The organism is Micromonospora sp. WMMD710, from assembly GCF_029626045.1.
Classification (GTDB): domain Bacteria; phylum Actinomycetota; class Actinomycetes; order Mycobacteriales; family Micromonosporaceae; genus Micromonospora.
The window spans coordinates 6,127,070-6,150,974 of sequence record NZ_JARUBD010000001.1 but is presented as its reverse complement, the minus strand read 5'-3'; the positions used below and the strand labels follow the sequence as shown (position 1 = coordinate 6,150,974).

Below are 23,905 nucleotides of genomic sequence, written 5' to 3'. Positions count from 1 at the left end.
GGTCGGGAGGCCACTACATCCATGTTGGGGCACGATCTCGCCGAGGACATCGATGTAACGTCACGGTCCCGCCGGACCAATGAAGGGGTGTAAGGACGGCCAACGAGAGGACGGCCTGTGAGCAACCCGAGCCCCGACGGCGATGATCTCGCCGCCATTGGTAGGGACCCAGCGGCGTTCGAGCAGTTCTACCGGCGGCACGTCGAGACGATCAGCCGGTTCGTCGCCCGCCGCGTCGACGACCCGCACACGGCCGCGGACCTCACCGCCGAGGTGTTCCTCGCGGTGATCGACTCCGCCAACGGTTACCGGGCGGACCGGGGCAGCGAGTTGGCCTGGCTCTTCGGCGTGGCCCGCAACGTCATCGCGGCGGAGCATCGCCGGGCGACCCGACTCCTGCGGGCGACCGGACGGGTCGCGGGACGGCGCCTGCTGGACGCCGACGACATCGCCCGGATCGAGGAGCGCATCGATGCGGAGTCGCTGGCCCGCCGCACCTACCGGGCGCTCGGCGGCCTACCGGAGCGCACGCGCGCCCTGCTGGAACTTGTCGCCGTCGACGGGCTGTCCGTGGCGGACGCGGCCGACGCGCTCGGGATCTCCCCGGTGGCCGCCCGGGTCCGGGTGCACCGGGCCCGCCGGGCGGTACGCCTCGCGCTCGCGCAGTCCGAATCCGCGCTCGTCTGATCGGAGGGAAGATCACCATGAGCCGTACCCCGCAACTGGGCAACTTCGAGGAACGACTTCTCACCGAGCTGAAGGAACACGTCGCCACCCGGGGCGTCGAGGCGGCCCCGACCGCCGTCGGGGCGACCCGGCGAGGCTCACGGTGGCGTACGCCGGGCTGGCGGCTGGCCGGGGTCGGCGGGCTGGTCGCCCTGCTGACCGTCGCCGGGTTGGCGGTCCAGACGACGGGCGACGCTCCACCGACGGCGAGCGCGGCCGAGATCCTGACCGAGGCCGCGGACACGGCGCGGCAGCAGCCCGACCTGACGGCGCGCCCGGGCCAGTTCCTCTTCGTCGAGCTGCGGGTCAGCCACCGGGAGCTGCCGATGTCCGGCGCGTACACCGAGGAGCGACTCCAGCGTTGGGTGCCGGTCGGTGACGATCGGACCTGGCAGCAGCGGCGGCGGCTGGAGAGCCGCCCGGACGAGTGGCGGACCGACGACGTGTCCCACCTGGCTCCGCCGCCCGGCTACTTCCAGGGCCTGCCAACCGACCCGGAGCGGATGGTCCGGTACCTCCGGGACCACCCGATCCCCCTGGATCTGCCCGCCGGCGCCGACCTGGAGGCCATCAGGAACGACCCGCAGACGGTCTTCACGGACGGGAGTTGGATGCTTGAGGGCTACGTGCCACCGCAGTCGCTCGGCGCGCTGTTCCAGGCGATGGCCCAGGTGCCCGGGGCCACGGTGGTGCCCGGCGACGTGCGGGACGCTGCCGGCCGGCGAGGGGTGGCGTTGCGGACCCCGGGGAGGATCGGCGGGCACAACGACCTGATCTTCGACCGGGAGACCCACGTCTACCTGGGCACGCGCCGGGTTCTGATCCGCGACGGCAAGCAGTCGCTGTATTCGAGCACCGCCGTCATGCGGTTGGCCGTCGTCGATCGGCTGGGACAAACGCCCTGACCGAGCGGTTGGCCCGTCGCGCTCGCCGCGGTCCCGGCGGGGCGACGAGGACGGATGATGAGCCTGCTCGGCCTGCCGGTCCTGGTCGGGCCGCTGATCGGGCCGGTGCTGGGTGGGCTGTTGCTCGATCAGGCGTCCTGGCGATGGATCTTCTGGATCAACCTGCCGGTGGGGCTGTTGGCGGTGTTGCTCGGCCGGTCGGTGCTGCCGGCCGCCGACCCGCGACGTCCGTCGGTCCGGCTGGACGTCGTCGGTCTGCTGCTGCTCTGCCCCGGCCTGGCGCTGGCGGTGTACGGGCTCAGCGTCACCGGCGAGCGGGGCGGAGTTGTCAGCGCATCGGTGCTGCTGCCGCTCGCGCTGGGCGCCACGCTGGTCGTGATCTTCGCCTGGCGGGCCGGCCGGATTCGGCAGCCCCTGCTGCGCGTGGCCGTCCTGCGAGCCCCGGGGATGGCCGGAGGTGCCGCGACGGTGGCGCTCTTCGCCGCCGGATACTTCGGCTCGTTCCTGATCATCCCGGCCTACGTGCAGGTGGTACGCGGTGACTCGGCCACCCTGGCCGGCGTGATCGGCATTCCGCAGGCGCTGACCACCGGACTGATGCTCCAGGTCGCGACCCGGCTCGTCGACCGCGTCTCGGCGCGGCGGGTGGTCGGGCTCGGCATCGCCGCCGCGGTGGCCGGCACGGTGGCCCAGGTGCTCGTGCTCGACGCCGACACGTCGTACCCGCTGCTGGCCACGCTGGGTGCGGTCATCGGCCTGGGTATGGGCGCCACCCTGATGCCGACGATGACCGCGGCCAGCCGGTCGCTCCCGCGCGAAGATCTGCCGTCCGGCTCCACGCTGCTCACCACGGTGTCGCACACCTCTGTCGCGGCCGGCACGGCGCTCATCGCCGCCGTCCTGTCCTGGCTGACGGATCGGCTGGCCCCCAGCCTGGGCGGCGGGGGCATTACGGCCGCCAACCGACTCGACCCGGCCAGCCGGCTCGGCCTCGCACCGGAACTGGCGCAAGCCACCCGGCTCACGCTCGCGGTGTCGGCCGTGCTGTTGGCGCTCGCCTGGCTGACCAGCCGGCGACTTCCGGGCGCCGCGCCGGATACGAACGAGGCGGCCACCCCGGCGGCGGCCACAGCTCAGGAGTAGACGTCGACCGGTGGCGGAGGTGGCACGTGGCGATACTGCGCCACCCGCACGATCAGTAGCGCTGGCGCAGCAGGCCGGCGGCCTCGACGGCCCAATAGGTGAGGATGATCTGGGCACCAGCCCGCTTGATCGAGGTGAGCGTCTCCAGCATCACCCGCTCGCGGTCGATCCAGCCGTTCGCGGCGGCCGCCTCGACCATCGCGTACTCCCCGGAGACCTGGTAGGCGGCGACCGGGACGTCCACCGCGGCCCGCACCGCCGACACCACGTCCAGGTACGGCAGCGCCGGCTTGACCATCACCAGGTCGGCGCCCTCGGCGACGTCGAGCGCCACCTCGCGCAGCGATTCGCGCAGGTTGGCCGGGTCCTGCTGGTAGGCGCGCCGGTCGCCCTCGAGCGCCGACTCCACCGCCTCCCGGAACGGGCCGAAGAAGGCCGAGGCGTACTTCACGGCGTACGCCAGCACGGCGACGTCCTGGTGTCCGGCCGCGTCGAGCGCCCGGCGCACCACGCCCACCTGGCCGTCCATCATCCCGGACGGCCCGACCATGTGAACCCCGGCGGCGGCCTGGGCCACCGCCATCTCGGCGTACGCGGCCAGGGTGGCGTCGTTGTCCACCTCGCCGTCGGCGGTGAGCACGCCGCAGTGCCCGTGCGAGGTGAACTCGTCCAGGCACAGGTCGCTCATCACGACCGTGCCGTCGCCCACCTCGGACACCACGTCGCGGATGGCGACGTTCAGGATGCCGTTCGGGTCGATGCCGCCGGACCCGGTCGGGTCGCGCCGCTCGGGAACCCCGAAGAGCATGATCCCGCCCACGCCGGCCTGGACCGCCTCGGCGGCCGCCTTGCGCAGGGAGTCCCGGGAGTGCTGGAGCACTCCCGGGAGCGACGCGATGGCCCGCGGCTCGGTGAGCCCTTCCTTGACGAACATCGGCACGACCAGCTCGGCCGGGTCGACCCGGGTCTCGGACACCAGCCGGCGGATCGCCGGGGTGCGGCGCAGGCGACGGGGCCGGATCTCGGGGTACGACATGGAAGGGCCCTCCTGAAGACGACTACCGGAAGCGGAGGGCGGTCGGCCCCTGCACCTTCGAGCCACGGCGCTGCTTGGCCGGCATGGCGGCCAGCTTCTCCCGCAACTCGACGGCGTAGGCGGCGAGCGCCTCCACCAGGTCGGGCACCGAGGCGTGCGGCGGCTGGACGTCGACCCGAAGGCCGAACTCCGTCGCGGTCTCCGCCGTCTTGGGCCCAATCACGGCAACAACGGTGCGCGCGTGCGGCTTCCCGGCGATACCGACCAGGTTCCGCACGGTCGAAGAAGACGTGAAGAGCACCGCGTCGAACCCGCCGGACTTGATCGCGTCCCGGATCTCGGCGGGCGGCGGCGCCGCCCGCACCGTCCGGTACGCGGTCACGTCGTCGACCTCCCAGCCGCGCTCGGTGAGCCCGGCGGCGAGCGTCTCGGTGGCGATGTCGGCACGCGGCAGCAGCACCCGGCCCACCGGGTCGAGGATCTCGTCGTGCGGCGAGAACTCGGCGAGCAGCCCCTCGGAGGACTGCTCCCCGGCGGGGATCAGCTCCGGCTGGATGCCGAACGCGCGGACCGCGTCCGCCGTCGCCTCGCCGATGCAGGCGATCTTGACGCCACCGAAGTGCCGGGCGTCCAGCCCGTGCTCGGCGAACTTCTCCCAGACCGCGCGGACCGCGTTCACCGAGGTGAAGATCACCCAGGCGTACCGGCCGTCGACCAGGCCCTTGACCGCCCGCTCCATCTGCGCCGGGGTACGCGGCGGCTCGACCGCGATGGTCGGCACCTCACACGGGATCGCCCCGTACGCCCGCAGCCGGGCACTCATCGCACCGGCCTGCTCCTTGGTGCGCGGCACGAGCACCTTCCAGCCGTACAGCGGGCGGTTCTCCCACCAGCTCAGCTTGTCGCGCTGGCCCACGCCGGCGCCGACGGTGAGCACCACCCGGCCGGTGAAGCCGAGCGCGGCGGCCACGAAGCTGTCCACCGTCGACGTGGTCGTGTACTGGGTCTCGCCGGTGCCGTCACCGGTCACCCCGACGCCGGTCGTGCCGTCGACCCCGGCGGCCAGCAGGCCGTCCCGGACGGCGGCGAGGTCACCGGCGTCCACGGCCAGCGCGAGCGAGCCCCGGCCGACGGCCGCGGAGAGCGCCTCGAAGTCCAGTGCGGTGACGTCCTCGACGTCCGCGGCGGTACGCACACCCGGCAGCGGAACACCCGCGTAGGTGGCGACGCCCTCGGCCTGGCCGACACCGGGCACCACCTCGAAGTGGGCGGCGGTGCGGGCCACCGCCTGCACCTCCTTGACCACCGAGTCGTGACCGAAAGGGTCACCGGCGACCAGGTGCACCGCGTTCAGCCCGGAACGGGCCGCGGAGATCAGCACCTTCGCCACGTCCCCCGGCGCGCCTTCGGCCGGGGTGAACTCGGCGTCCTCTCTGGCCTCGGCGCGGACGACGGCGAGCAACGACTCGGGGACTCCCCGGTCGTAGATCACCTGGTCGGCGTCGACCAGGGCGTCGTGCGCCCGACGGGTCAGCAGGCCCGGGTCGCCGGGGCCAGCCCCGACGAACGCGATACGGCCGACGGGCTTACGGGTGCGGGTCATTCTGTGCTCCCAAATTGCTGGGTCCCCGGGCCGTTGTGTCCTTCGTGGCCGAGGATCGAGTCGGCGCCGAGTTCGAGGAGTTCGGCGGCGAGTGCCTTACCGATCTCCGCCGCGTCGGCGGGCGTTCCGGTGCGGGACAGCCGAAGGTCACGAGTGCCATCCGGGCTGATCACCGCCCCGCGCAGGTAGATCTCATCGCCGTCGTCACCTTCGGCGAGTTCCGCATAGGCGGCCACGGGTGCGCTGCACCCGGCCTCCAGGGTTTCCAGCAGCGCGCGTTCCGCGGTGACCGCGGCGCGCGACGGTGCGTGGTCGAGCGTCGCGAGCAGCTCGACCAGATTCTGGTCGTCGACCCGGCACTCCACGGCCAGCGCGCCCTGGGCGGGCGCGGGCAGCATCAGCATCGGGTCCAGCGTCTCGGTGATCACGTCGGTGCGCCCGAGTCGGGCCAGTCCGGCCCGGGCCAGTACGACGGCGTCCAGGTCGGCGTCGGGGCCGAGCACCCGCGCCAGGCGGGTGTCCACGTTGCCGCGGATCGGGGTGACCTCCAGTTGCAGGCCGAGTGCGTGCAACTGGGCGATGCGGCGCAGCGCGCCGGTGCCCACGGTGGCCCCGGGCGGCAGCTCGGCGAGCGTCCGCCCACCCTGCGCGATCAGCGCGTCGCGGGGGTCCTGCCGGGCCGGCACCGCCGCGATGTGCAGCCCGGCGGCGGCGGCCGTGGGCAGATCCTTGTAGGAGTGCACGGCGAAGTCGATCGTCCGCGCGGTCAGTGCGTCGCGCAGCGCCGAAACGAACACCCCGACGCCGAGCCGGTGCACCGGCGCGTGGGAACGGTCGCCCGCGGTGACCACCTCGACCAGCTCGACCGGGCGGCCGGTGGCGGCGGTCAACGCCTCGGCGATCTGGCCGGACTGCGCCATCGCCAGGGCGCTGCCCCGGGTGCCGAGGCGCAGGGGGGCGGTCATCGCGCTCCTCCGGTGGGCGGGATCTGGTCGGCGTTGTCCGTGCCGAGCACCGGGTCGGTGCCGGCGAACACGGCGCCGAGGTCGGGGGTCAGCACCTCGGGGACGGTGTCCACCGGCGAGGTCTGCGGCACCTGGAGGTCGAACAGCTCGCGCAGCAGGGCAGCGTACTGGTCGCCGCCCGGCTCGGCGGCGAGCTGGCGGACCTTCACGGTGGGCTGGTGCAGCAGCCGCTGCACGACCCGGTGCACCGTACGGGCGACCTCGGCACGCAGGTCGTCGTCGAGGTCGGGGCGGCGCTGGGCCAGCCGCCGCAGCTCGGCGGTGACCACGTCGTCGGCCCGACCGCGCAGCGCGGCCACGGTGGGCGCGACGTCGGCGCCGCGCAGCCAGGTGAGGAAGCCGTCCACCTCGCCGAGCACGATCCGCTCGACGGCGGCGGCGTCCGCCGCCGCCGGGCCGTCGGCGAGCAGCGCCGCCATCCGGTCGATGTCGATCACCTCGACGCCGGGCAGGTCGGCGACGCCCTCCTCGACGTCCCGCGGCACGGCCAGGTCGAGCAGGACCAGCGGGCCCCGGGCCGGGTCCCGTTCGGCCAGCGCCGCGCTGACCACCGACCGGGTGAGGACCGGTTCGGTGGACGCGGTGGCGGCCACTACGATGTCCACTGTGGAGAGGGTGTCGGCGAGCTCGGTCATCGGAGCGGCGCTCGCCCCGTACGACTCGGCGAGCCGGACGGCACGGTCGGCGCCCCGGTTGGTGACGGTGAGCGGCCCGGCGCCCAGTCGGGACAGCGTGGCCACCCCGAGCGAGCCCATCGCACCCGCGCCGATCACCAGGGCGGGGCGGCCGGCGAGGTCGCCGTCGAGGTGCCCGGCGGCCAGCTCCAGCGCGGCGGTGACGACGCTCTGGCCGGCCCGGTCGATGCCGGTCTCGGCGTGGGCGCGCTTGCCGACCCGCAGCGCCTGCTGCATCAGCTCGTGCAGCAGTCGGCCGGCCGAGTCGGCGCCGGTGGCCCAGTGGTACGCGTCGCGCAGCTGGCCGAGGATCTGCGCCTCGCCGACGACCATCGAGTCCAGGCCGGTGGCGACCCGGAAGACGTGGTCCACGGCGGCGGTGTCGTAGTGCACGTACAGGTGGCTGGCGAGCGCCGCCGGCGGGCTGCCGGCCTGCTCGGCCAGGACGGCGCAGACGTCACCGAGCCCGCCGTGGAAACCGGACACGGCGGCGTAGACCTCCACCCGGTTGCAGGTGGAGACGAGCACCGCCTCGCTCACGTACGGCTGGGCGATCAGGTGGTCCAGGGTGCGGGTGAGGTCGGCAGGGGGCACGGCCAGCTGCTCCAGCGTGGCGACCGGGGCGGTCCGATAGGACGCGCCGACGACGAGCAGTTTCACGTGCCGATCGCCTCCTGGGTTTCGGTGGCCGCGAGCCCGCCGGGCAGGGCCGTGAGAGCGGACCCGCCGGTGGCGGGCAGCGCGGTCAGCGACGCCTTGCGGTGCTCGTGGAAGGACAGGATCTGCAGCTCGATGGCGAGATCGACCTTGCGCACGTCGACCCCCTCCGGAACCGAGAGTACGCACGGCGCGAAGTTGAGGATGCTCGTCACGCCGACCGCGACCAGTTGGTCGGCGACGCTCTGGGCGGCGGCGGCCGGGGTGGCGATCACGCCGATCGCGATGGACTCCTCCACAGCGACCGCCGGCAGCTCGTCGACGTGCCGGACCACCAGGCCGTTGATCTCCTCGCCGACCCGGGAGGGATCGGCGTCGAGCAGGGCGGCGATCCGGAAGCCCCGGCTGGCGAAGCCGTCGTAGCCGGCCAGAGCGTGACCGAGATTACCCACGCCGACCAGGGCAACCGCCCGACGCTGGGTGAGCCCGAGCACGTACTCGATCTGCTCGATCAGCAGGGCGACGTCGTAGCCGACGCCCCGGGTGCCGTACGAGCCGAGGTGGGAGAGGTCCTTACGGAGTTTTGCGGAGTTGACTCCGGCGGCGGCGGACAGGCCCTCGCTGGAGACCGTCTCGTGCCCGGCGTCGGCGAGGTTGTGCAGCGCACGCAGGTATTCGGGGAGCCGAGCGACGGTCGCCTCGGGCAGGTCCGGGAGCGCCGGTACGGCACCGGCGCGGCCGGGCGCGCCTGGGTGACGGTGCTGACTCATGAGACTCCGTGCGGTGCGATCCTCGGCCAACTCCGCTGGTCGGCCGCTTATGGACTCCCGCTGGCGACCGAGATTGCCGGCTGTGCTAGCAGGGCGCGTCGGACTCACAGAGTAGGCGCTTGTGAAGACGTGCACAAATCGCGATCTTGCCGCTGCGCGCCGCGACTCCACCAGCACCTCCATTCCACAAGATCGATTTAGCGACTCGGTCGGCTCTCCGCCGGGGCGATTATTGCTCAATCCCGACTTCTCTGACCAATCCCGCGCCGGGCCTCGCCCAGGTCGTCCGGCGGTGGTAGGGGCAGCGCTACGAGGGAGAGGCGGGGCTTCGGGATGGGGACACCGAGCCCAACTGCCTAGCCTTTGGGCATGACCGCCGTTGCCGCCAGCGACCAGCCGACGCTGGCACCGAGCATCCCCCGCCAGCTCTTCGTCGACTCCGGCTATGTGCTGCTCGGCCTGCCCCTGGCGGTGGCCAGCTTCGTCGTCCTCGTGGTGGGCCTCGTGGTCGGTGTCGGGCTGGTGGTCACGGTGATCGGCCTGCCGATCCTCAGCGGCACCCTGTACGCCGCCCGCGGACTGGCCGACATCGAGCGCCTGCGGCTGCCCGCCGTGCTGCGGCAGCCCCGGATCCGGCCGCACTACCGGCTGGCCGAAGCGGGCGCCAACGCCTGGCGGCGGATCTTCGTGCCGATGCGCGACGCCCAGTCCTGGCTCGACCTGGCACACGGCGTGCTGCGGCTGATCGTGGCGCTGCTCACGTTCGTGGTGACCCTGTCCTGGTGGGGCGCCGCGGTCGCCGGATCGCTCTACTGGGCGTACGACTGGGCGCTCCCCCGGGCCGACGGCGGGGGCGACACCGACCTGGCCCAACTGCTCGGCCTCGGTGACTCGACCACCGCCCGGATCGGGCTGTACACCGCGGTCGGCGTGTTCTTCCTGATCACGCTGCCGATCGTGACCCGGGGCTGCGCGCTGCTCCAGGCCAGCTTCGCCAAGGCCATGCTGACCGGGGTGGCCGAGATGCGGGACCGGATCACCGTGCTGGAGGAGCAGAAGCGGGCGGCCGTCTCCGCCGAGGCGTCCGCGCTGCGCCGGCTGGAACGCGACATCCACGACGGCCCGCAGCAGCGTCTGGTCCGGCTGGCGATGGACCTCAGTCGGGCCCGGATGCAGCTCGCCACCGATCCGGAGGCCGCCGGCCGGACCATCGACGAGGCGGTCACCCAGACCAGGGACACGCTGGCCGAACTGCGGGCGCTGTCCCGGGGCATCGCGCCGCCGATCCTGGTGGACCGGGGGCTGCCCAGCGCCCTGGCCGCGCTCGCCGGTCGAGGACTGATCCCCATCGAGCTGCAGGTGGACCCGCAGCTCGGCACGCCGGGCGGCCGGCTCGACCCGGCCGTGGAGAACACCGCGTACTTCGTGGTGGCCGAGGCCCTGACCAACATCGCCAAGCACAGCCGGGCCACCGAGGCCGTGGTCGCCGTGTCCCGGCAGGGCGCCCACATCCAGGTCCGGGTGGGCGACGACGGGCAGGGCGGCGCGCACCTGGCCAAAGGGCACGGGCTGGCCGGCATCGCCGACCGGGTCCGGGCGGCCGGCGGTGAACTGGCCGTGCTCAGCCCGACCGGTGGCCCGACCGAGATCCGCGCCGAGTTTCCCCTGTGAGCCGGCCGGATGCCGCGTCGAGCCGGCCCGGCGGCCCGGACGTGGTAGACACCACAGCCATGCGCATCGTGATCGCCGACGACGCCGTCCTGCTCCGCGAGGGGCTGGTGCGGCTGCTGACCGAGAGCGGTCACCAGGTGGTGGCCGCCGTCGGAGACGGCGACGCCCTGGTCGAGGCGGTGGTGGAGCACCAGCCGGACGTGTCGATCGTCGACGTGCGGATGCCCCCGACACACACCGACGAGGGTCTGCGGGCGGCCGTCGAGGCGCGTCGGCTGGTGCCGCGTACCCCGATCCTGGTGCTCTCCCAGTACGTCGAGGTGTCGTACGCCGATGACCTGCTGGCCACCACCGGCGGTGCCGGCGGCGGCATCGGCTACCTGTTGAAGGACCGGGTGGCGGCGATCGACGAGTTCCTGGACGCCCTGCGCCGGGTGGCGGGCGGCGGCACGGTGCTCGACCCGGAGGTGGTCGGCCAGCTCTTCGCCCGACGGCGCCGCGACGACCCGCTGCGGGAGTTGACCCCGCGCGAGCGGGAGGTGCTCGCCCTGATGGCCGAGGGGCGCTCCAACACGGCCATCGCCCGCGCCCTGGTGGTCAGCGACGGCGCGGTCGAGAAGCACGTGCGCAACATCTTCACCAAGCTCACCCTGCCGCCGGACACCGAGCAGCACCGGCGGGTGCTGGCCGTCCTCACCTACCTGCGGAACTGACCTCCCGGGCCAGGGCCACCGCGTCGGTGAGGGTGTCGGCCACCGGGTGACCGGAGGCGCGCAGCCGGGCCGGGTCGGTGAACCCGCCGGTGTAGAGCACGGCGCGGCCGCCCACCGCGAGCGCGGCGTCCGCGTCGTCGATGGAGTCGCCGATCAGCACCACCGACGTGCCGTCCACGCCCAGCTCGGCCAGGTGCTGCCGAAGCGACTCGGCCTTGCGGTCGCCACCGACCGCGGCCCGCAGCCCGTCGACCCGGGTGAAGTGGCCGGTCAGCCCGAAGGTGTGCACGGTGGGCACCAGCTCCTCGTGGAACCACATGGAGAGCAGGCTCTGGCTGCCCGGCCAGGACGCCATCGCGTCGCGCGCGTCGGCGGCCAGCTCGCAGGTGGTCAACCCGGTGCGGTACGCGTCGTGGAAGATCCGGTCCAGTCGGCCGAACTCGTCGTCGTCCACGGCCTGCCCGAGCACGTCGGCGTAGTACTCGGCGATCGGCCGGCGAAACCGCACCCGGTGCTCGTCGAGGGTGACGACCGGCCCGCCCAGGCTCGCGAACACGACGTTGGTGGCGGACACCACCAGGCTGAGGTCGTTGAGCAGGGTGCCGTTCCAGTCCCAGACCAGGTGGGGATGCGCGGAGGTCATCAGAGCACCCTAGGCAGCGCTCAGAGCTGTGGCGTGGTCAGGTCCCGCAGCAGCCGGTCCTCCTCGACCCGCCAGTAGCCGTGCTCCTTGCCGTCGAGCATCACCACCGGCAGCCGGTCCCCGTACTCCCGCTCCAGCTCCACGTTGTCGGTGACGTCCCACTCGACCCACTTGTCGCCGGTGACCGCCACGACCCGGTCGAGGGCCGCCTTGGCGTCGTCGCACAGGTGGCAACCGGGCCGGGTGATCAGGGCGAGCCGGGCGTCAGTGGACATCGGTTACCTCCGTGCGGGTGTCGGCGTCAGCCGGCGGGCCGGCCGGCGTCGCCGACCGGAGTTGGGTCTTGCGTACCTTGCCGATCGCCGAGTGGGGCAGGGCGTCGACGAACTCGACGACGGTCGGGCACTTGAACCGGGCCAGGTTGCGTGCGCAGTGGGTGAGCAATTCCTCGCCGGTCACCGGCCGACCCGGCGCCGGCACCACGTACGCCCGCACAGTCTCGCCGGTCCGCGGGTGCGGCACACCCAGTACCGCCGACTCGGCCACCCCGGGGTGCCCGGCGAGCACCAGCTCGACCTCGTGCGGATAGACGTTGAACCCGTTGACCAGGATCAGCTCGCCGAGCCGGTCGACGAGGAAGAGGTCGCCGTCGGAGTCCGCGTACGCGATGTCGCCGGTGCCCCACCAGCCGTCGGCGTCCGGGCCGTCGCGCCCGTCGGGCCAGTAGCCGGCGAAGAGGTTGGGGCCGGCGACCACGATCTGACCCGGGTCGGTACCGGGCGCGATGTCGGAGATGTCCAGCTCATCCGGGTCGTCGTCGGGAACTGTCAGACCGTCGCGCCACAGGTCCGCGCCGGCGGCGTCGACCAGGCGCAGTCGCACGCCGGGCAGCGGCCGGCCGATCGAGCCGGCCTTGGCGACCCCGCCGACCAGGGTGGAGGTGAGCACCGGAGCGGTCTCGGTGAGGCCGTACCCGACGTGCACGGGGTGGCCGGTGGTCGCGGTGAAGCGCGCCGCGACGGCGGGGTCCAGCGGGGCCGCGCCGCAGACCGCGATCCGCACGGACGCAGTGGCCGCGCGGGCCGTGGCCGCGCCGGCCCAGGCCAGGAACATCGACGGTACGCCGATGAGGACGCTGACCCGGTGCCGGGCGATCTCGTCGAGCCCGGCGGTCGGCCCCGGCTCGTCGAGCAGCACACCGGTCGCGCCATGGTGGACGACCGCGCCGAGCCCCGAGTTGAGCCCGTACGCGTGGAACAGCGGCAGCGCGAGCAGAACGGTGTCCGTCGGACCGACGACGGGCGGCTCGATGCGGTCGACCTGCTCGTGGTTGGCCAGCAGCGCCCGGTGCGAGAGCATCGCGCCCTTGGGGTGCCCCTCGGTGCCGGAGGTGTAGAGGAGTACGGCCAGGTCGTCCCCGCCCCGGCGCGGGTGCGGTGTCGGCTCGGGGGCCTCGGCGGCCGGCCGCGGCGGTGCGCCGTGCACGGCGGTGAGTGCGGGCAACCCGGCGGACACCTCGGCGGCGAGGCCCCGGATCCGGTCGGTGCCGAGGAGCACCGACGTGCCGGAGTCGGCCAGCACGTGGCGTAGCTCCGGGGCAGTGAAGCCGGGGTTGACCGGCACCGCGACCAGCCCGGCACGCAGCGCGCCGAGCAGGCCGATGACGAAGTCGGGGGTGTTGGGCAGCGCGATCGCGACGCGCGGCGGCGGATCGCCCGGACGGGTGTGCGGCGCGACGGCGGCGAGACCGCGTGCGGCGGCGTCCACCGCCGCGTCCATCTCGGACCAGGTGATGCTCTGCTCGCGCCAGTGCAGCGCGGGCCGGTCGCCGTACTCGAGAGCCGCCCGGTGGACCCGGTCGGCGAGGTTCGGCGCGGGGTTCTCCGCTGCGTCCTGCACGGTGATCGAGTCTGGCACAGCGGGCGGCGACTGGCCACGCCCGACGGTCGGGGTGAGCGCCGGACGGACCCGGTGGCCGGCGTCCCGTGCACGGGACGGTCACCGTGCCACCGACGGTCCGATCGAGTCCTGCCGGTGGGACGAGTGACGCCCCCGACCGACGGTTCGGCCGGGGCGCGGCGGCCACCGGCCGGGGAGGGTCATCCGAACGGGCAATGCACCCCCGACCAGGGAATCCATCCTGGATCACCGGGCCGGGGGAATGTCAATCGCACACGACGGACAACCGGTCCGCCGACGGTGCGACAGAGCGGGAAATACTTCCGCCCTGTGTAACGGACTTGCCACGCGCGGGTGACGTTGGCCCTATTATCACTCGGGTCGGCTCACCCCATTTGCCGTGAGTCGACACCCCTCAGCCCGAGGAGGCCCCCGTGCCTGTGAGCGCATTGGACCAGCACCTCAAGGGGTACTGCCGCCCGTCGGCAAACCCCGGAACCGTCCTGCCCGACCGGAAGCCCGGTCGGTCGACCCCGACGATCCACAGACCGGCCCGCCCGGCGACCACCGGGACGGGGGCGACACGGTGACCACCTTCGGTTACGCGGAACGTCCGGCCGGCCTGACCGGTCAGCCGACCCGCGCCCAGATCAACGAGCGGCCGGCCGCCCGCGCTCCGCTGGACGAACCGCACGGCGCCGTCACCCACGGCGACGGTGCGGCGCAGCGGATCCGCAACCGCCCGCACACCAACGAGCCGCCACCGCGTCCGGCGGTGCCCGGCGGGAACGCCCGGCCGACCGGTGGCCGGGTCGCGGTACCGTCCCGGCCGACCATGCCGACGCAGGGCCGGCGGACCGGCGACACGCCGACGACGACCGCCGACCCGGCGGCGGGTGAGACGGCGGTGATCCCGGCGGTGCCGGCCGCCGCCACGACGCCCACCACCACGACGCCGACGGGCTTCCCGAGCCGCCCGGACCCGTCCGACCCGGCCACCGAGGTCTGGACGCTGGTCGAGCGGGCCCAGGCTGGCGAGTCCGAGGCGTTCGGCCTGATCTACGACCGGTACGTCGACACGGTGTTCCGGTTCGTCTACTTCCGGGTCGGCAACCGGCAGCTCGCCGAGGACCTCACGTCGGACACGTTCCTGCGCGCCCTCAAGCGGATCGGCAGCTTCACGTGGCAGGGGCGCGACCTGGGCGCCTGGCTGGTGACCATCGCCCGCAACCTGGTCGCGGACCACTTCAAGTCCGGCCGGTACCGGCTGGAGGTCACCACCGGCGACGTGCTCGACGCCGACCGGGAGGACCGGGGCCCGGAGGGCAGCCCGGAGGCGGCGGTGGTCGAGCACATCACCAACGTCGCCCTGCTGACCGCCGTGAAGCAGCTCAATCCTGAGCAGCAGGAGTGCATCGTGCTCCGCTTCCTCCAGGGCTTCTCGGTGGCCGAGACCGCCCGGTCCATGGGCAAGAACGAGGGTGCCATCAAGGCCCTCCAGTACCGGGCCGTCCGGGCGCTGGCCCGGCTCCTCCCCGACGGCTTCCAGCCGTAATTTCCTTCGGCGGGACCGATGGATGTCGATCGACATCCGTGCAGCTCAGGGTCGGTCCCGCCGGGTGACGACGATCACTTTCTGTGATTTTCGCCCCGCCAGGCCCGTAACCCGTGCCCGGTCCGCCGCGTTTCTCCGGGTGCGACCGGTGGTTGCCCGGCAGGCCCGGGTCACCGAGGTCCGACCGGTACGCCGGGCGGCACCTCACCTCCGTGGTGTCACACTGCCGCGCGGTCGCTGGCAACGACGGCGGCCGACCGGCCGTGACCAGCGAGAGGAGGTGCCTGCGGTGGACAACATCCTCTTCTCCCGCCGGCGCGCCGAGCGCTTCGCGCAGCTTCTCGAGGAGGCCAACGGCGGCCGGCGGCACCACGTCCGGTCCCGCGTGGACGGTCAACTCGCGCCGCTCGTCGCGGTGGGCCAGCGGCTCAGCGTCGATCCCCCGGCGATCGAGGCGGACCCCGAGTTCCGCACCGGCCTGCGGGCGATGCTGCTCGCCACCGCCGAGCGGGAGGGGTTGGGCAACGCCCCGACGGCCGGCGAGACGGCCACCACCCGTCCCGCCACCACCGCCCGCGGGCCGCTGCTGCCGGCGGTCACCGCCCGGCGCGCGAGGGCCCGAGCCGCGATCTTGGTCGGCATCGCCGCCGGTGCCATCGCCGTCTCCGGCATCTCCGCCGCCAGCGAGGACGCCGTTCCCGGCGACGCGCTGTACGGCATGAAGCGCTCGACGGAACGCGCCCAGCTCGCCCTGGCCAGCTCGGACATCAGCCGAGGCCAGCTCTTCCTGGACTTCGCCCGGACCCGGCTCGGTGAGGCCGCCAAGCTCCGCGGTGACCGGATCGGCTACAGCACGGTCCTCGACGACATGGACGCCGACACCCGGCAGGGTGTACGTCTGCTGACCTCGGCGGCGGTGCAGCGGGCCGAGCCGGCCAGCCTGGACACCGTCAACACCTTCGTCACCAGTCAGCGCCGGGCGGTGAGCAAGCTGCTCGACGGGGCCAACCGGGCCGACCGGGAGCGGACCCGCCAGTCGCTGGCGCTGCTGGACAGCATCCGGGAGCGCTCCGACGCGCTGCGCGCGTCGATCGCCTGCGGCCTCCCGGCACCGGCGGGCAGCGACGCCCTCGGCCCCGCCCCCACCGCCTGCCCCGGCACCCGCTGACCCCTATACCGCAGGTCTGACCGGCTCCGCCCCAGTTCACCGCGTGCCCGGCTCATCGGCCAGGTGAGCCGGATACCCTCGCTGGGGCATCCGTCGTACCCGGCGAGGAGGGGAGTCGCGTGGCGCGTAGCCGCAAGGTGACGGTCAGCACCGACGCCCACGGTCACACCGCAGGCTGGGCGGAGACCGAGCGGGCGCCGGTGATCGCACCCGTGCCGGATCCGGGCGCCGCGGCCTTCTTCGACGTGGACAACACGATGATCCAGGGCGCCTCGATCTACTGGTTCGCCCGCGGGCTCGCCGCCCGCAACTACTTCACGACCACCGACCTGGCCCGCTTCGCCTGGCAGCAGCTCCGGTTCCGGGTGCTGGCCCGTGAGCACGCCGGTGACATGTCGCTGGCGAAGGAGGCCGCGCTGGCCTTCGTCCAGGGCTGGCGGGTGGACGACGTGGAACGCCTCACCGAGGAGATCTTCGACGAGCTGATGGCCCCCCGGATCTGGGCCGGCACCCACCGGCTCGCCCAGGGGCACCTGGACGCCGGCCAGCGGGTCTGGCTGGTGAGCGCCGCGCCGGTGGAGATCGGCCGGGTGATCGCCACCCGCCTCGGCCTGACCGGCGCGATCGGCACGGTGGCCGAGGTGCTCGACGGGGCGTACACCGGGCGGTTGGTGGGTGATCTGATGCACGGCCCGGCGAAGGCCGAGGCGGTGACCCAGCTCGCGGCCGTGGAGGGGCTGGATCTCAGCCGCTGCGCGGCGTACAGCGACTCGGCCAACGACCTGCCGCTGCTGTCCGCCGTGGGCCGGGCGGTGGCCGTCAACCCGGACGGCACCCTGTTGCGGCAGGCCCGGCAGCACGGCTGGGAGGTACGGGACTTCCGCACCGGCCGCCGCGCGGTCAAGATCGCCGTACCGTCGACCGCGGCGGCCGGGCTGGTCGCCGGAGCGGTCACCGCCGGGCTGACGCTGCAACGCCGCCGCCGCGCCGGCTGACCGGCCGCCACGGGCGGCTAGGGGCCGAACGGGTCCGGACGTCGCTCCAGCAGCGTGTGCAGGGTCTGCTGAATCGTCTCGCGTACCTGGTCGGCGAGGTTGAAGACGACCAGCGGATCGTCCGCCGAGTCGGTCAGGTGGGCGGTGGGGATCGGCGGGCAGAACTCGATCAGCCACTTGCTGGGCAGCGGCACCATGCCCAGCGGCCCGAGCAACGGGAAGGTCGGCGTGACCGGGAAATACGGAAGTTTGAGCAGTCGGGCGAGGGGCTTGATGTCGGCGAGCATCGGGTAGATCTCCTCGCCGCCGACGATGGCGACCGGCACGATCGGGGTGCCCGTCCGCAGCGCCGCCGAGACGAATCCGCCCCGACCGAACCGTTGCAGCTTGTACCGGTCGGCGTAGAGCTTGCCGATGCCCTTGAAGCCCTCGGGGAACACGCCGACCAGGTCACCGCCGCCGAGCAGCCGTTCGGCGTCCGGGTTGCAGGCCACCGTGCCGCCGGTCTTGCGGGCGATCTCCGACACCACCGGCATCCGGAACACCAGGTCGGCGCCGAGCAGGCGCAGGTAGCGGTGGGCGGGGTGCTTGTCGTGCAGCGCCGCCGAGAGGATCAGCGCGTCCAACGCCACCGTGCCGGAGTGGTTGCCGACCACCAGGGCGGGCCCGTCGACGGGCACGTGCTCGACCCCGCTGACCTCGGTGCGGAACCAGTCCCGGTAGAGCAGGCGCAGCAACGGGTGGAAGACCGCGTCGGTCAGATCCGGGTCGAAGCCGAACTCGTCGACCTCGTACTCGCCGGACAGCCGCCGGCGCAGGAACGCCAGGCCGCCGGCGACCCTGCGGTCCCACTGGTCCCGGGGCCGGTCCGGCACGGCCGGCGCGGTGCCGCCGGGCGTCCCGTCGGCGGCCCGGTCGCCGTCCAGGCTCACCGGCTCGCCGCTGGTCGCGGTGTCGACCTCGTCGCTGGTTGCGGTGTCGACCTCGTCGCTGGTTGCGGTGTCGACCTCGTCGGCCGGCGTCGGGGTCGGTGCCAACTCGGCCGCCGGCCGGTGTCCGTTGCGCCGCGCCGGCTCCGCGTCCAGCGCGGGCGACTGCTGCGGTACGTCGAACCGGCCGATCCCCTGCGGGTCGCGCCCCTGCCCCGACCCGGTCATGACGCCACCTCGGTCCGCGGCTGCGGGGCCCGCACAACCGGCTGACTCCTCGCGCTCACGACGTCCGCTCCCGCACCGCGGCGCGGACCTGACGGATGCCGTCCAGGACCAGCTGCTCGGCGGCGGCCAACTGACTCCGGGTGACCACCACTCCGCCGTGGTGGGCGCGGATGAAGTCGTCGAAGGCCTCGGCGGTGGAACGGGGTGTGAAGCCGTACTCCTGCTCAAGGCGGGTGGTGTCGACGACGCGCCCGTGCACGAAGAGGTCGACCTGGTCCAGGCCGTACCTCCCGAAGCCCATGCTGCGGGCCAGCGCGGCGGCACCCGACAGCCCCGGCTCCAGCACCGGCACGGCCACCCGACCGGCGCGCCGGATCGCCTGGGACAGCGACAACACGCCCGGACCGGCGACGTTGTAGGTGCCGGGGTGATCCTCCACGATCGACCGGTGCAGCACCTCCAACGCGTCGTCGAAGTGCAGGAACTGCAACCGGGGGTCACGGCCGAAGACGGTCGGCACGAACGGCTGCGCGAAGTAGCGGGTCAACGTGGTGTCGGCCGTCGAGCCGATGAACGGGGCGAACCGCAGCACCGTCGCCGTGACGTCGGACCGTCGGCGGCGGAAGCCGCGAACGTACCCCTCGACGTCCAGGATGTCGCGGCCGAACCCGCCGCGCGGCACCTCGCGCGGCTCGGTCTCCTCGGTGAACACGGCCGGGTCCCGGAACGACACGCCGTACGCGGCGGTGGACGACCGGACCACGAGTTTGCGCAGCCGGGGTGCCCGTTGGCAGGCGGCGAGCAGCTGCATCGTGCCGATGACGTTCTGGTCCTTCATGCCGGACCGGCCGCCGTGCTGCGGGTCGGGGGCGCTGACCAGCGCGAGGTGCACCACCGCGTCGACGTCCAGGTCGGCGAGGAGACCGCCGAGTGAGCCGGCGTCGACGCGGATCCGTTCGACCCGGTCCAGCAGGTCGCTGAACTCGGCACCGGCCTCCGGGGCGTCCACCCCGATGACCCGCTCGATACGCGGGTCGGCGGCCAGCCGGGCCGCCACGTGAGCGCCCAGGTAACGGCTCACCCCGGTGACGACGACGACCCCCGGGGCACCTGAGGTGCTACCGGGGGTCATCTGACGCACCTACCCCGACAGGAGGGATCGAGCCGGGACGACCACGGCCTGATCACCTGAGCCTCCGGAGGTCGACAGTTTGGCAAGTGACGCCGGACGCCGGGCGCGAAGCCCGGCGGCGATCACTTGCCGAGACGGCGACGCTGGACGCGGGTCTTGCGCAGCAGCTTGCGGTGCTTCTTCTTAGCCATGCGCTTACGGCGCTTCTTGACCACCGAGCCCATACGACAGCCTTTCGATACAACGTGCGGGGCGGACCGGATGACACCACGCAGGTGGCGACGGCGACCGCTTGCGGACAACGGACCGGACCAGTCTGGGCGGCGGGGCGCACCGGTGGGGTCTCGGTCGGGCTCCAGGGTAGCCGCAGAGCGTCAGCAGGACCAACGCGCCCCCGTCGATGCCGCTTTCGGTACGCGAGCGCGGGGCTCGCGAGCGCGCTCCTCCTGCTCACCGATGCCCGTTACGTCGCACTCGATCCGGGAGCCGGTGGCTCAGGCGGTTTCCTGGAACGCGCCCCGGAGATACTCGTGTACGGCGTGCTCGGGCACCCGGAACGACCGGCCGACCCGGACGGCGGTCAGCTCGCCGCTGTGCACGAGGCGATAGACAGTCATCTTCGACACCCGCATGACCGTTGCCACCTCGGCGACGGTCAGGAACTTGACATCCGACAGCCGTCCGTCGGACTGCGACCCGGCCATGGCTCACCGACCCATCCCATGCCCGGCGCGTGCCAACCCGACGGATGCTCCGGGCCGGGCGGCGACGCGCGTGTTACCAGTACGGTAGCGGGGCCGCTGTGACCGGCGCGATCCCTTCGTACAACTGATCATGGTTTTGGGTCGGCGGTTCACCCGATCCGTGCTCCCGGTACGTCCCCGCCCGCTCCGGTCGTCCGGTTGCCGCTCACTCGGCGCGCAGCGCGACCACCGGGTCGAGCCGGCCGGCGCGCTGCGCGGGGACCACGCCGAAAACGATGCCCACCGCCGCCGACACGCCGAACGCGAGCGCCAACGACCACCAGGTGATCGCCGCGGGGATCGGCGACAGCGCGTCCACCAGCAGCGCGGTGCCCACACCCAACGCCATTCCGGTCAGCCCGCCGATCGTGGTGAGCAGCACCGCCTCCAACAGGAACTGCACGCCGATGTCGCGGGGTCGGGCGCCGACGGCCTTGCGCAGACCGATCTCCCGGGTCCGTTCCCGGACGCTGACCAGCATGATGTTGGAGACGCCGACCCCACCGACGAGCAGCGAGATGCCGGCGATGGCCGCCAGCACGCCGGTGAGTACGCCGAGGATGTCGCCGAGCACACCGAGGATCTGCTGCTGGGTGACGGCGCTGAACTCGGTGTCCGGGTGTCGGCGGTTCAGCTCGGCGACGATCCGCTCGCCCAGTTCGTCGATCCGCTCCCGGTCCGGTGCCTTCACGGCGATGCCGTCCACCCGTTGGGTGCCCCAGAGCCGCTGCGCGGCCGTCACCGGCACGTGCACCTCGTCGTCGCGGTCGACGCCGAGGCTCTGCCCGAGCGGCGCGAAGACGCCGATGACCCGGAACCGTACGCCGGCCAGCGTCACCTGCTGGCCGAGCGGATCCCGGTCCGGGAACAGCGCCCGGGCCACCGAGTCGCCGAGCACCGCCACCCGCCGGCTGGTGTCCACGTCCGTGCCGGTGAGGTAGCGGCCCCGGGCCAGCGAGCGGGTGAACACCGTCGGGGTCGTCTCCAGCACGCCCTGCACGGTGGTGAAGTCGGAGCGGGCACCGGCGCGCGCGGTCGCCCCGGAGGCGACAGTGACCGCGACCCGCTCCGGATCGCCGACCACCCGGGTCACCGCGTCCACATCCTTGAGGGTCAACGGCGAGACCACCGGCGCGGTGCCCACCTCGATCTTGCCGGGGACGACCAGCAGCAGGTTGGAGCCGAGCCCCTCGACCTGCTGTTCCACCTTCTGCTTGGTGCCGGTGCCGATGGCCACCAGCAGCACCACCGAGGCCACCCCGATGATCACGCCGAGCATGGTGAGCGCGCTGCGCAGCCGGTTGGCCCGGAGCGCGTCCAGCGCCACCCGCCACGCCTCGGCGACCCTCACGCCACACCTCCGGGCCGACCGACCTCGGCGCCACCCGGAGCGGGCTCCTGCGGAAGGCGCCCGGTGGCTCCGGCGGCGCCACCGGAGCCACCGGACGGGTGCCCCGGGCCGCTTCCGGAAACGGATCGGGGCTCCGCGCTGGGAGCGGGCACCAGTCTCTCAGGTCGATCGTGGTCGACGGACAGCGGTCGATCATGGGGGTCGTCGCTGTCCGTCACGACCACCCCGTCGCGCATGGTGATCCGGCGGGCGGCCCGGGCCGCCACCTCCTGGTCGTGGGTGACCATCACCAACGCGACACCGGACTCGGCGTTCAGCTGCTCCAGCAACTCCAGCACGGCGGCGCCGGTGACGCTGTCCAGGTTGCCGGTCGGCTCGTCGGCGAGCAGCACCGTCGGCTCGGTGACCAACGCTCGGGCGATGGCCACCCGCTGCTGCTCACCGCCGGACATCTGGTTGGGACGGTGGTCCAGCCGGTGTCCGAGGCCCACCCGGCCGAGCATCGCCGCCGCCCGTTCCCGGCGCTGCCGGGCCGGCACACCCCGGTAGACCAGCGGCAACGCCACGTTCTCCACCGCCGAGGTACGCGGCAGCAGGTGGAACGCCTGGAAGACGAAACCGATCGTCTCGTTGCGCAGGGTGGCCATCTCCGGCGGGGACAGGGCGTTGACGTCCCGTCCACCGATCACCAGCCGACCGCCGGTGGGCCGGTCCAGCCCGCCCAGCAGGTGCATGAGGGTGGACTTGCCGGAGCCGGACGGCCCGACCAGCGCCACGTAGTCACCCGGGTGCACGATCAGCGACACCCCGCGCAGCGCCTCCACCGACACACCGTCGAGCTGGTACGTCCGGGAGACGTCCACCGCCTCGACGGCCGGGACGCGTTCCGCCGTCGACCCGGCTTCCGGCCGGTCGCCGACCGGTCCCGTCACCGGACTTCCTGGCCGTCGCGGACCTGGTCGGTGCCGCGCACCACGATGCGGTCGCCGGGCTGCACGCCGTTGAGGATCTGCACCAGGTCCGATCCCTGGACACCCACGGTCACCGGTGCCCGGTCCGCCCTACCGTCGCGGACCACCCAGACGGCGTCCCGGCCGTCGGCGGAGAACACCGCCGAGGCGGGGACGGTGACCGCGTCGGCGGCCTCGCGTACCCGCAGGTGCACGATCGCGTTCATGCCGGGCCGGGGCGTCGGTGCCGGCTCGCCCTCGGCCAGCTGTCCCGCGCCGAGCGTGAGGCGTACCCGGTAGGTGACCCCGCCCTGCGCGGAGCTGGTGGGGAGCACGTCGACCGAGCGGACGGTGGCGTCGTAGCTGGCGCCGGTGACGGCGTCCAACTCGACCGTGGCGGTCACACCGGTTCGGACCAGCAGCACGTCGGTCTCGTCCACCTCGGCGAGCAGCCCCAGCTGCCCGGTGTCCACCACGGTCAGCACCGGCGTGCCGGCGGTGACCTGACCGCCGACCGCGACCGCGTCGTCGACCCCGGCCGGTGGCGCGCCCTGGCTGGGTGCCAGCACGGACGGGTCGATCCCGGCCCCACCCGCCTGCTCCAGCAGCCCGGCGAGGCCACCGTTCGCGCCCCCGCCGGCCCGGGTGCCGCCCGGCTGCACCACGCCGGCGATCGGGGCGCGCAGGGTCAACGCGTCGACGGTCGCCTTCGCCAGGTCGTACGCCTGCTGGGCCTGGAGCCGCTGCGCCGCGGAGAGCGCGCCGACGGCGGAGCTCAACCCGTTGATCCCCCGTTGCACCGCGCGGACGGCCGCGTCGGCGCTGCGCGCGGCGGCGGCGTACTGGCGCTGCGCCGACGTCACCTGGGTCAGCAGCGCGTCGCGCAGCTGCGGGTCGGCGATCTTCTCGGCGGCCGTGCGGGCGGCGTCGAACGCCTCGTCGGCGGCCTTGTCGGTGCCGCGCCGGCTGCCGGTCAGGTCTCCGGTGGAGGCGCCGCGACCGGCACGCTTCGCCGCGTCCAGCGCCTCCTTCGCCTGGCGCAGTCGCTGCTGCGCGGACGGCGAATCGACCACGGCCAGCACCTGACCCCGCTTCACCCGCTGTCCGGGTTGGACGCGCAGGCTGGCCAGGGTGCCGTCGGAGGAAGCGGTGAGGGTGGCGGCGGTCCGCGCGGTCACCGTTGCCGGGGCGTCGATCACCTCGGTCACCGGGTTGCGGGCCGCCGAGGCCAGCGCGACGGGCGGCTGATCGTCGCCGCAGGAGGCGGCCGTGGTGGCGGTGAGAACGGCGACGGCGGTCAGGACGATGAGCAGGCGGGGCCGGATGGTGCTGGCCGGCCGGGGTGACTGAGGGCGGCGCACCCATCGATCGTACGGCGCACCGTCACCG

General features: G+C 73.4%; 22 protein-coding genes and 1 pseudogene. 8 read left to right on the top strand and 15 right to left on the bottom strand.

Annotation, left to right across the window (positions count from 1 at the left end; all coding sequences use genetic code 11):
• Positions 1 to 117 precede the first annotated feature (117 nt).
• The 3 genes and pseudogenes from O7620_RS28525 to O7620_RS28515 form a co-directional block, all read left to right on the top strand.
• Entirely contained in the window at positions 118 to 687 is a 570-nt protein-coding gene (locus O7620_RS28525; protein WP_151490885.1) for a sigma-70 family RNA polymerase sigma factor, read from the top strand.
• 17 nt (positions 688 to 704) lie between these two features.
• Positions 705 to 1,631 carry a CU044_5270 family protein gene (locus O7620_RS28520; protein WP_192580338.1) on the top strand — a complete coding sequence of 309 codons (927 nt, stop codon included), beginning with the start codon at positions 705 to 707 and terminating at the stop codon, positions 1,629 to 1,631.
• Positions 1,632 to 1,661: 30 nt separating this feature from the next.
• Positions 1,662 to 2,774 (top strand): annotated as a pseudogene (locus O7620_RS28515) (MFS transporter); the annotation flags it as partial.
• Between the two features lie 52 nt (positions 2,775 to 2,826).
• Here the strand turns inward: O7620_RS28515 and hemB are convergent.
• From hemB to O7620_RS28490, 5 genes are read right to left on the bottom strand one after another with little or no spacing between them, the layout of a single operon-like run.
• Positions 2,827 to 3,810, bottom strand: a complete 984-nt coding sequence (gene hemB, locus O7620_RS28510; protein ID WP_278126207.1) for a porphobilinogen synthase — start codon at positions 3,808 to 3,810, stop codon at positions 2,827 to 2,829.
• Positions 3,811 to 3,832: 22 nt separating this feature from the next.
• A complete protein-coding gene (locus O7620_RS28505) occupies positions 3,833 to 5,413 on the bottom strand; it encodes a uroporphyrinogen-III synthase (RefSeq protein WP_151490878.1) in 1,581 nt (526 codons plus the stop codon).
• Positions 5,410 to 6,378, bottom strand: a complete 969-nt coding sequence (gene hemC / locus O7620_RS28500) for a hydroxymethylbilane synthase (RefSeq protein WP_278126206.1) — start codon at positions 6,376 to 6,378, stop codon at positions 5,410 to 5,412. Before hemC ends, O7620_RS28505 begins: the two co-directional genes overlap by 4 nt.
• Entirely contained in the window at positions 6,375 to 7,772 is a 1,398-nt protein-coding gene (locus O7620_RS28495; RefSeq protein ID WP_151490876.1) for a glutamyl-tRNA reductase, read from the bottom strand. Before O7620_RS28495 ends, hemC begins: the two co-directional genes overlap by 4 nt.
• The gene (locus tag O7620_RS28490) at positions 7,769 to 8,539 is read right to left on the bottom strand and encodes a redox-sensing transcriptional repressor Rex (RefSeq protein WP_151490875.1); all 771 of its coding nucleotides are present in this window, start codon (positions 8,537 to 8,539) and stop codon (positions 7,769 to 7,771) included. The genes O7620_RS28495 and O7620_RS28490 overlap by 4 nt, the downstream gene beginning before the upstream one ends.
• Before the next feature lie 369 nt (positions 8,540 to 8,908).
• Here O7620_RS28490 and O7620_RS28485 point away from each other — a divergent pair, with 369 nt between their 5' ends.
• Both O7620_RS28485 and O7620_RS28480 read left to right on the top strand, forming a co-directional pair.
• On the top strand, positions 8,909 to 10,210 hold the full coding sequence (locus O7620_RS28485) for a sensor histidine kinase (protein WP_278126205.1): 1,302 nt from the start codon (positions 8,909 to 8,911) through the stop codon (positions 10,208 to 10,210).
• A 59-nt stretch (positions 10,211 to 10,269) separates the two neighbouring features.
• Complete coding sequence (locus O7620_RS28480) at positions 10,270 to 10,923, top strand: response regulator transcription factor (RefSeq protein ID WP_278126203.1); 654 nt, start codon at positions 10,270 to 10,272, stop codon at positions 10,921 to 10,923.
• On the opposite strand, the gene O7620_RS28475 is transcribed toward O7620_RS28480, so the two are convergent.
• From O7620_RS28475 to O7620_RS28465, 3 genes are read right to left on the bottom strand one after another with little or no spacing between them, the layout of a single operon-like run.
• Entirely contained in the window at positions 10,904 to 11,566 is a 663-nt protein-coding gene (locus O7620_RS28475; protein WP_278126200.1) for an HAD hydrolase-like protein, read from the bottom strand. The genes O7620_RS28480 and O7620_RS28475 overlap by 20 nt on opposite strands.
• A 20-nt stretch (positions 11,567 to 11,586) precedes the next feature.
• Positions 11,587 to 11,841, bottom strand: coding sequence for a glutaredoxin family protein (locus O7620_RS28470; protein ID WP_151490871.1), 255 nt, complete (start codon positions 11,839 to 11,841; stop codon positions 11,587 to 11,589).
• Positions 11,831 to 13,465 (bottom strand): AMP-binding protein, encoded by a 1,635-nt coding sequence (locus tag O7620_RS28465; protein ID WP_278126198.1) that lies wholly within the window; start codon positions 13,463 to 13,465, stop codon positions 11,831 to 11,833. The genes O7620_RS28470 and O7620_RS28465 overlap by 11 nt, the downstream gene beginning before the upstream one ends.
• A gap of 586 nt (positions 13,466 to 14,051) precedes the next feature.
• On the opposite strand from O7620_RS28465, the gene O7620_RS28460 reads away from it, so the two are divergent.
• From O7620_RS28460 to O7620_RS28450, 3 genes are all read left to right on the top strand, one after another.
• The gene (locus O7620_RS28460) at positions 14,052 to 15,020 is read left to right on the top strand and encodes an ECF subfamily RNA polymerase sigma factor, BldN family (RefSeq protein WP_278126196.1); all 969 of its coding nucleotides are present in this window, start codon (positions 14,052 to 14,054) and stop codon (positions 15,018 to 15,020) included.
• A 289-nt stretch (positions 15,021 to 15,309) separates the two neighbouring features.
• Positions 15,310 to 16,188 carry a DUF5667 domain-containing protein gene (locus O7620_RS28455; protein WP_278126194.1) on the top strand — a complete coding sequence of 293 codons (879 nt, stop codon included), beginning with the start codon at positions 15,310 to 15,312 and terminating at the stop codon, positions 16,186 to 16,188.
• A gap of 119 nt (positions 16,189 to 16,307) precedes the next feature.
• On the top strand, positions 16,308 to 17,183 hold the full coding sequence (locus O7620_RS28450) for an HAD-IB family hydrolase (RefSeq protein WP_278126191.1): 876 nt from the start codon (positions 16,308 to 16,310) through the stop codon (positions 17,181 to 17,183).
• Positions 17,184 to 17,200: 17 nt separating this feature from the next.
• Here O7620_RS28450 and O7620_RS28445 read toward each other — a convergent pair whose 3' ends face one another.
• The 7 genes from O7620_RS28445 to O7620_RS28415 form a co-directional block, all read right to left on the bottom strand.
• Positions 17,201 to 18,109: a lysophospholipid acyltransferase family protein gene (locus O7620_RS28445; RefSeq protein ID WP_278127186.1), complete on the bottom strand. Its 909-nt coding sequence runs from the start codon at positions 18,107 to 18,109 to the stop codon at positions 17,201 to 17,203.
• 286 nt (positions 18,110 to 18,395) lie between these two features.
• Complete coding sequence (locus tag O7620_RS28440) at positions 18,396 to 19,472, bottom strand: NAD-dependent epimerase/dehydratase family protein (RefSeq protein WP_278126189.1); 1,077 nt, start codon at positions 19,470 to 19,472, stop codon at positions 18,396 to 18,398.
• A gap of 122 nt (positions 19,473 to 19,594) precedes the next feature.
• Positions 19,595 to 19,696: an AURKAIP1/COX24 domain-containing protein gene (locus O7620_RS28435; RefSeq protein WP_007465623.1), complete on the bottom strand. Its 102-nt coding sequence runs from the start codon at positions 19,694 to 19,696 to the stop codon at positions 19,595 to 19,597.
• 270 nt (positions 19,697 to 19,966) lie between these two features.
• Positions 19,967 to 20,176: a helix-turn-helix domain-containing protein gene (locus tag O7620_RS28430; RefSeq protein WP_091079691.1), complete on the bottom strand. Its 210-nt coding sequence runs from the start codon at positions 20,174 to 20,176 to the stop codon at positions 19,967 to 19,969.
• Between the two features lie 205 nt (positions 20,177 to 20,381).
• Positions 20,382 to 21,566, bottom strand: a complete 1,185-nt coding sequence (locus tag O7620_RS28425; RefSeq protein ID WP_278126187.1) for an ABC transporter permease — start codon at positions 21,564 to 21,566, stop codon at positions 20,382 to 20,384.
• Positions 21,563 to 22,498, bottom strand: coding sequence for an ABC transporter ATP-binding protein (locus O7620_RS28420; RefSeq protein WP_278126185.1), 936 nt, complete (start codon positions 22,496 to 22,498; stop codon positions 21,563 to 21,565). The genes O7620_RS28425 and O7620_RS28420 overlap by 4 nt, the downstream gene beginning before the upstream one ends.
• Positions 22,495 to 23,877 carry an efflux RND transporter periplasmic adaptor subunit gene (locus O7620_RS28415; protein WP_278126184.1) on the bottom strand — a complete coding sequence of 461 codons (1,383 nt, stop codon included), beginning with the start codon at positions 23,875 to 23,877 and terminating at the stop codon, positions 22,495 to 22,497. Before O7620_RS28415 ends, O7620_RS28420 begins: the two co-directional genes overlap by 4 nt.
• Between the last annotated feature and the right edge of the window lie 28 nt (positions 23,878 to 23,905).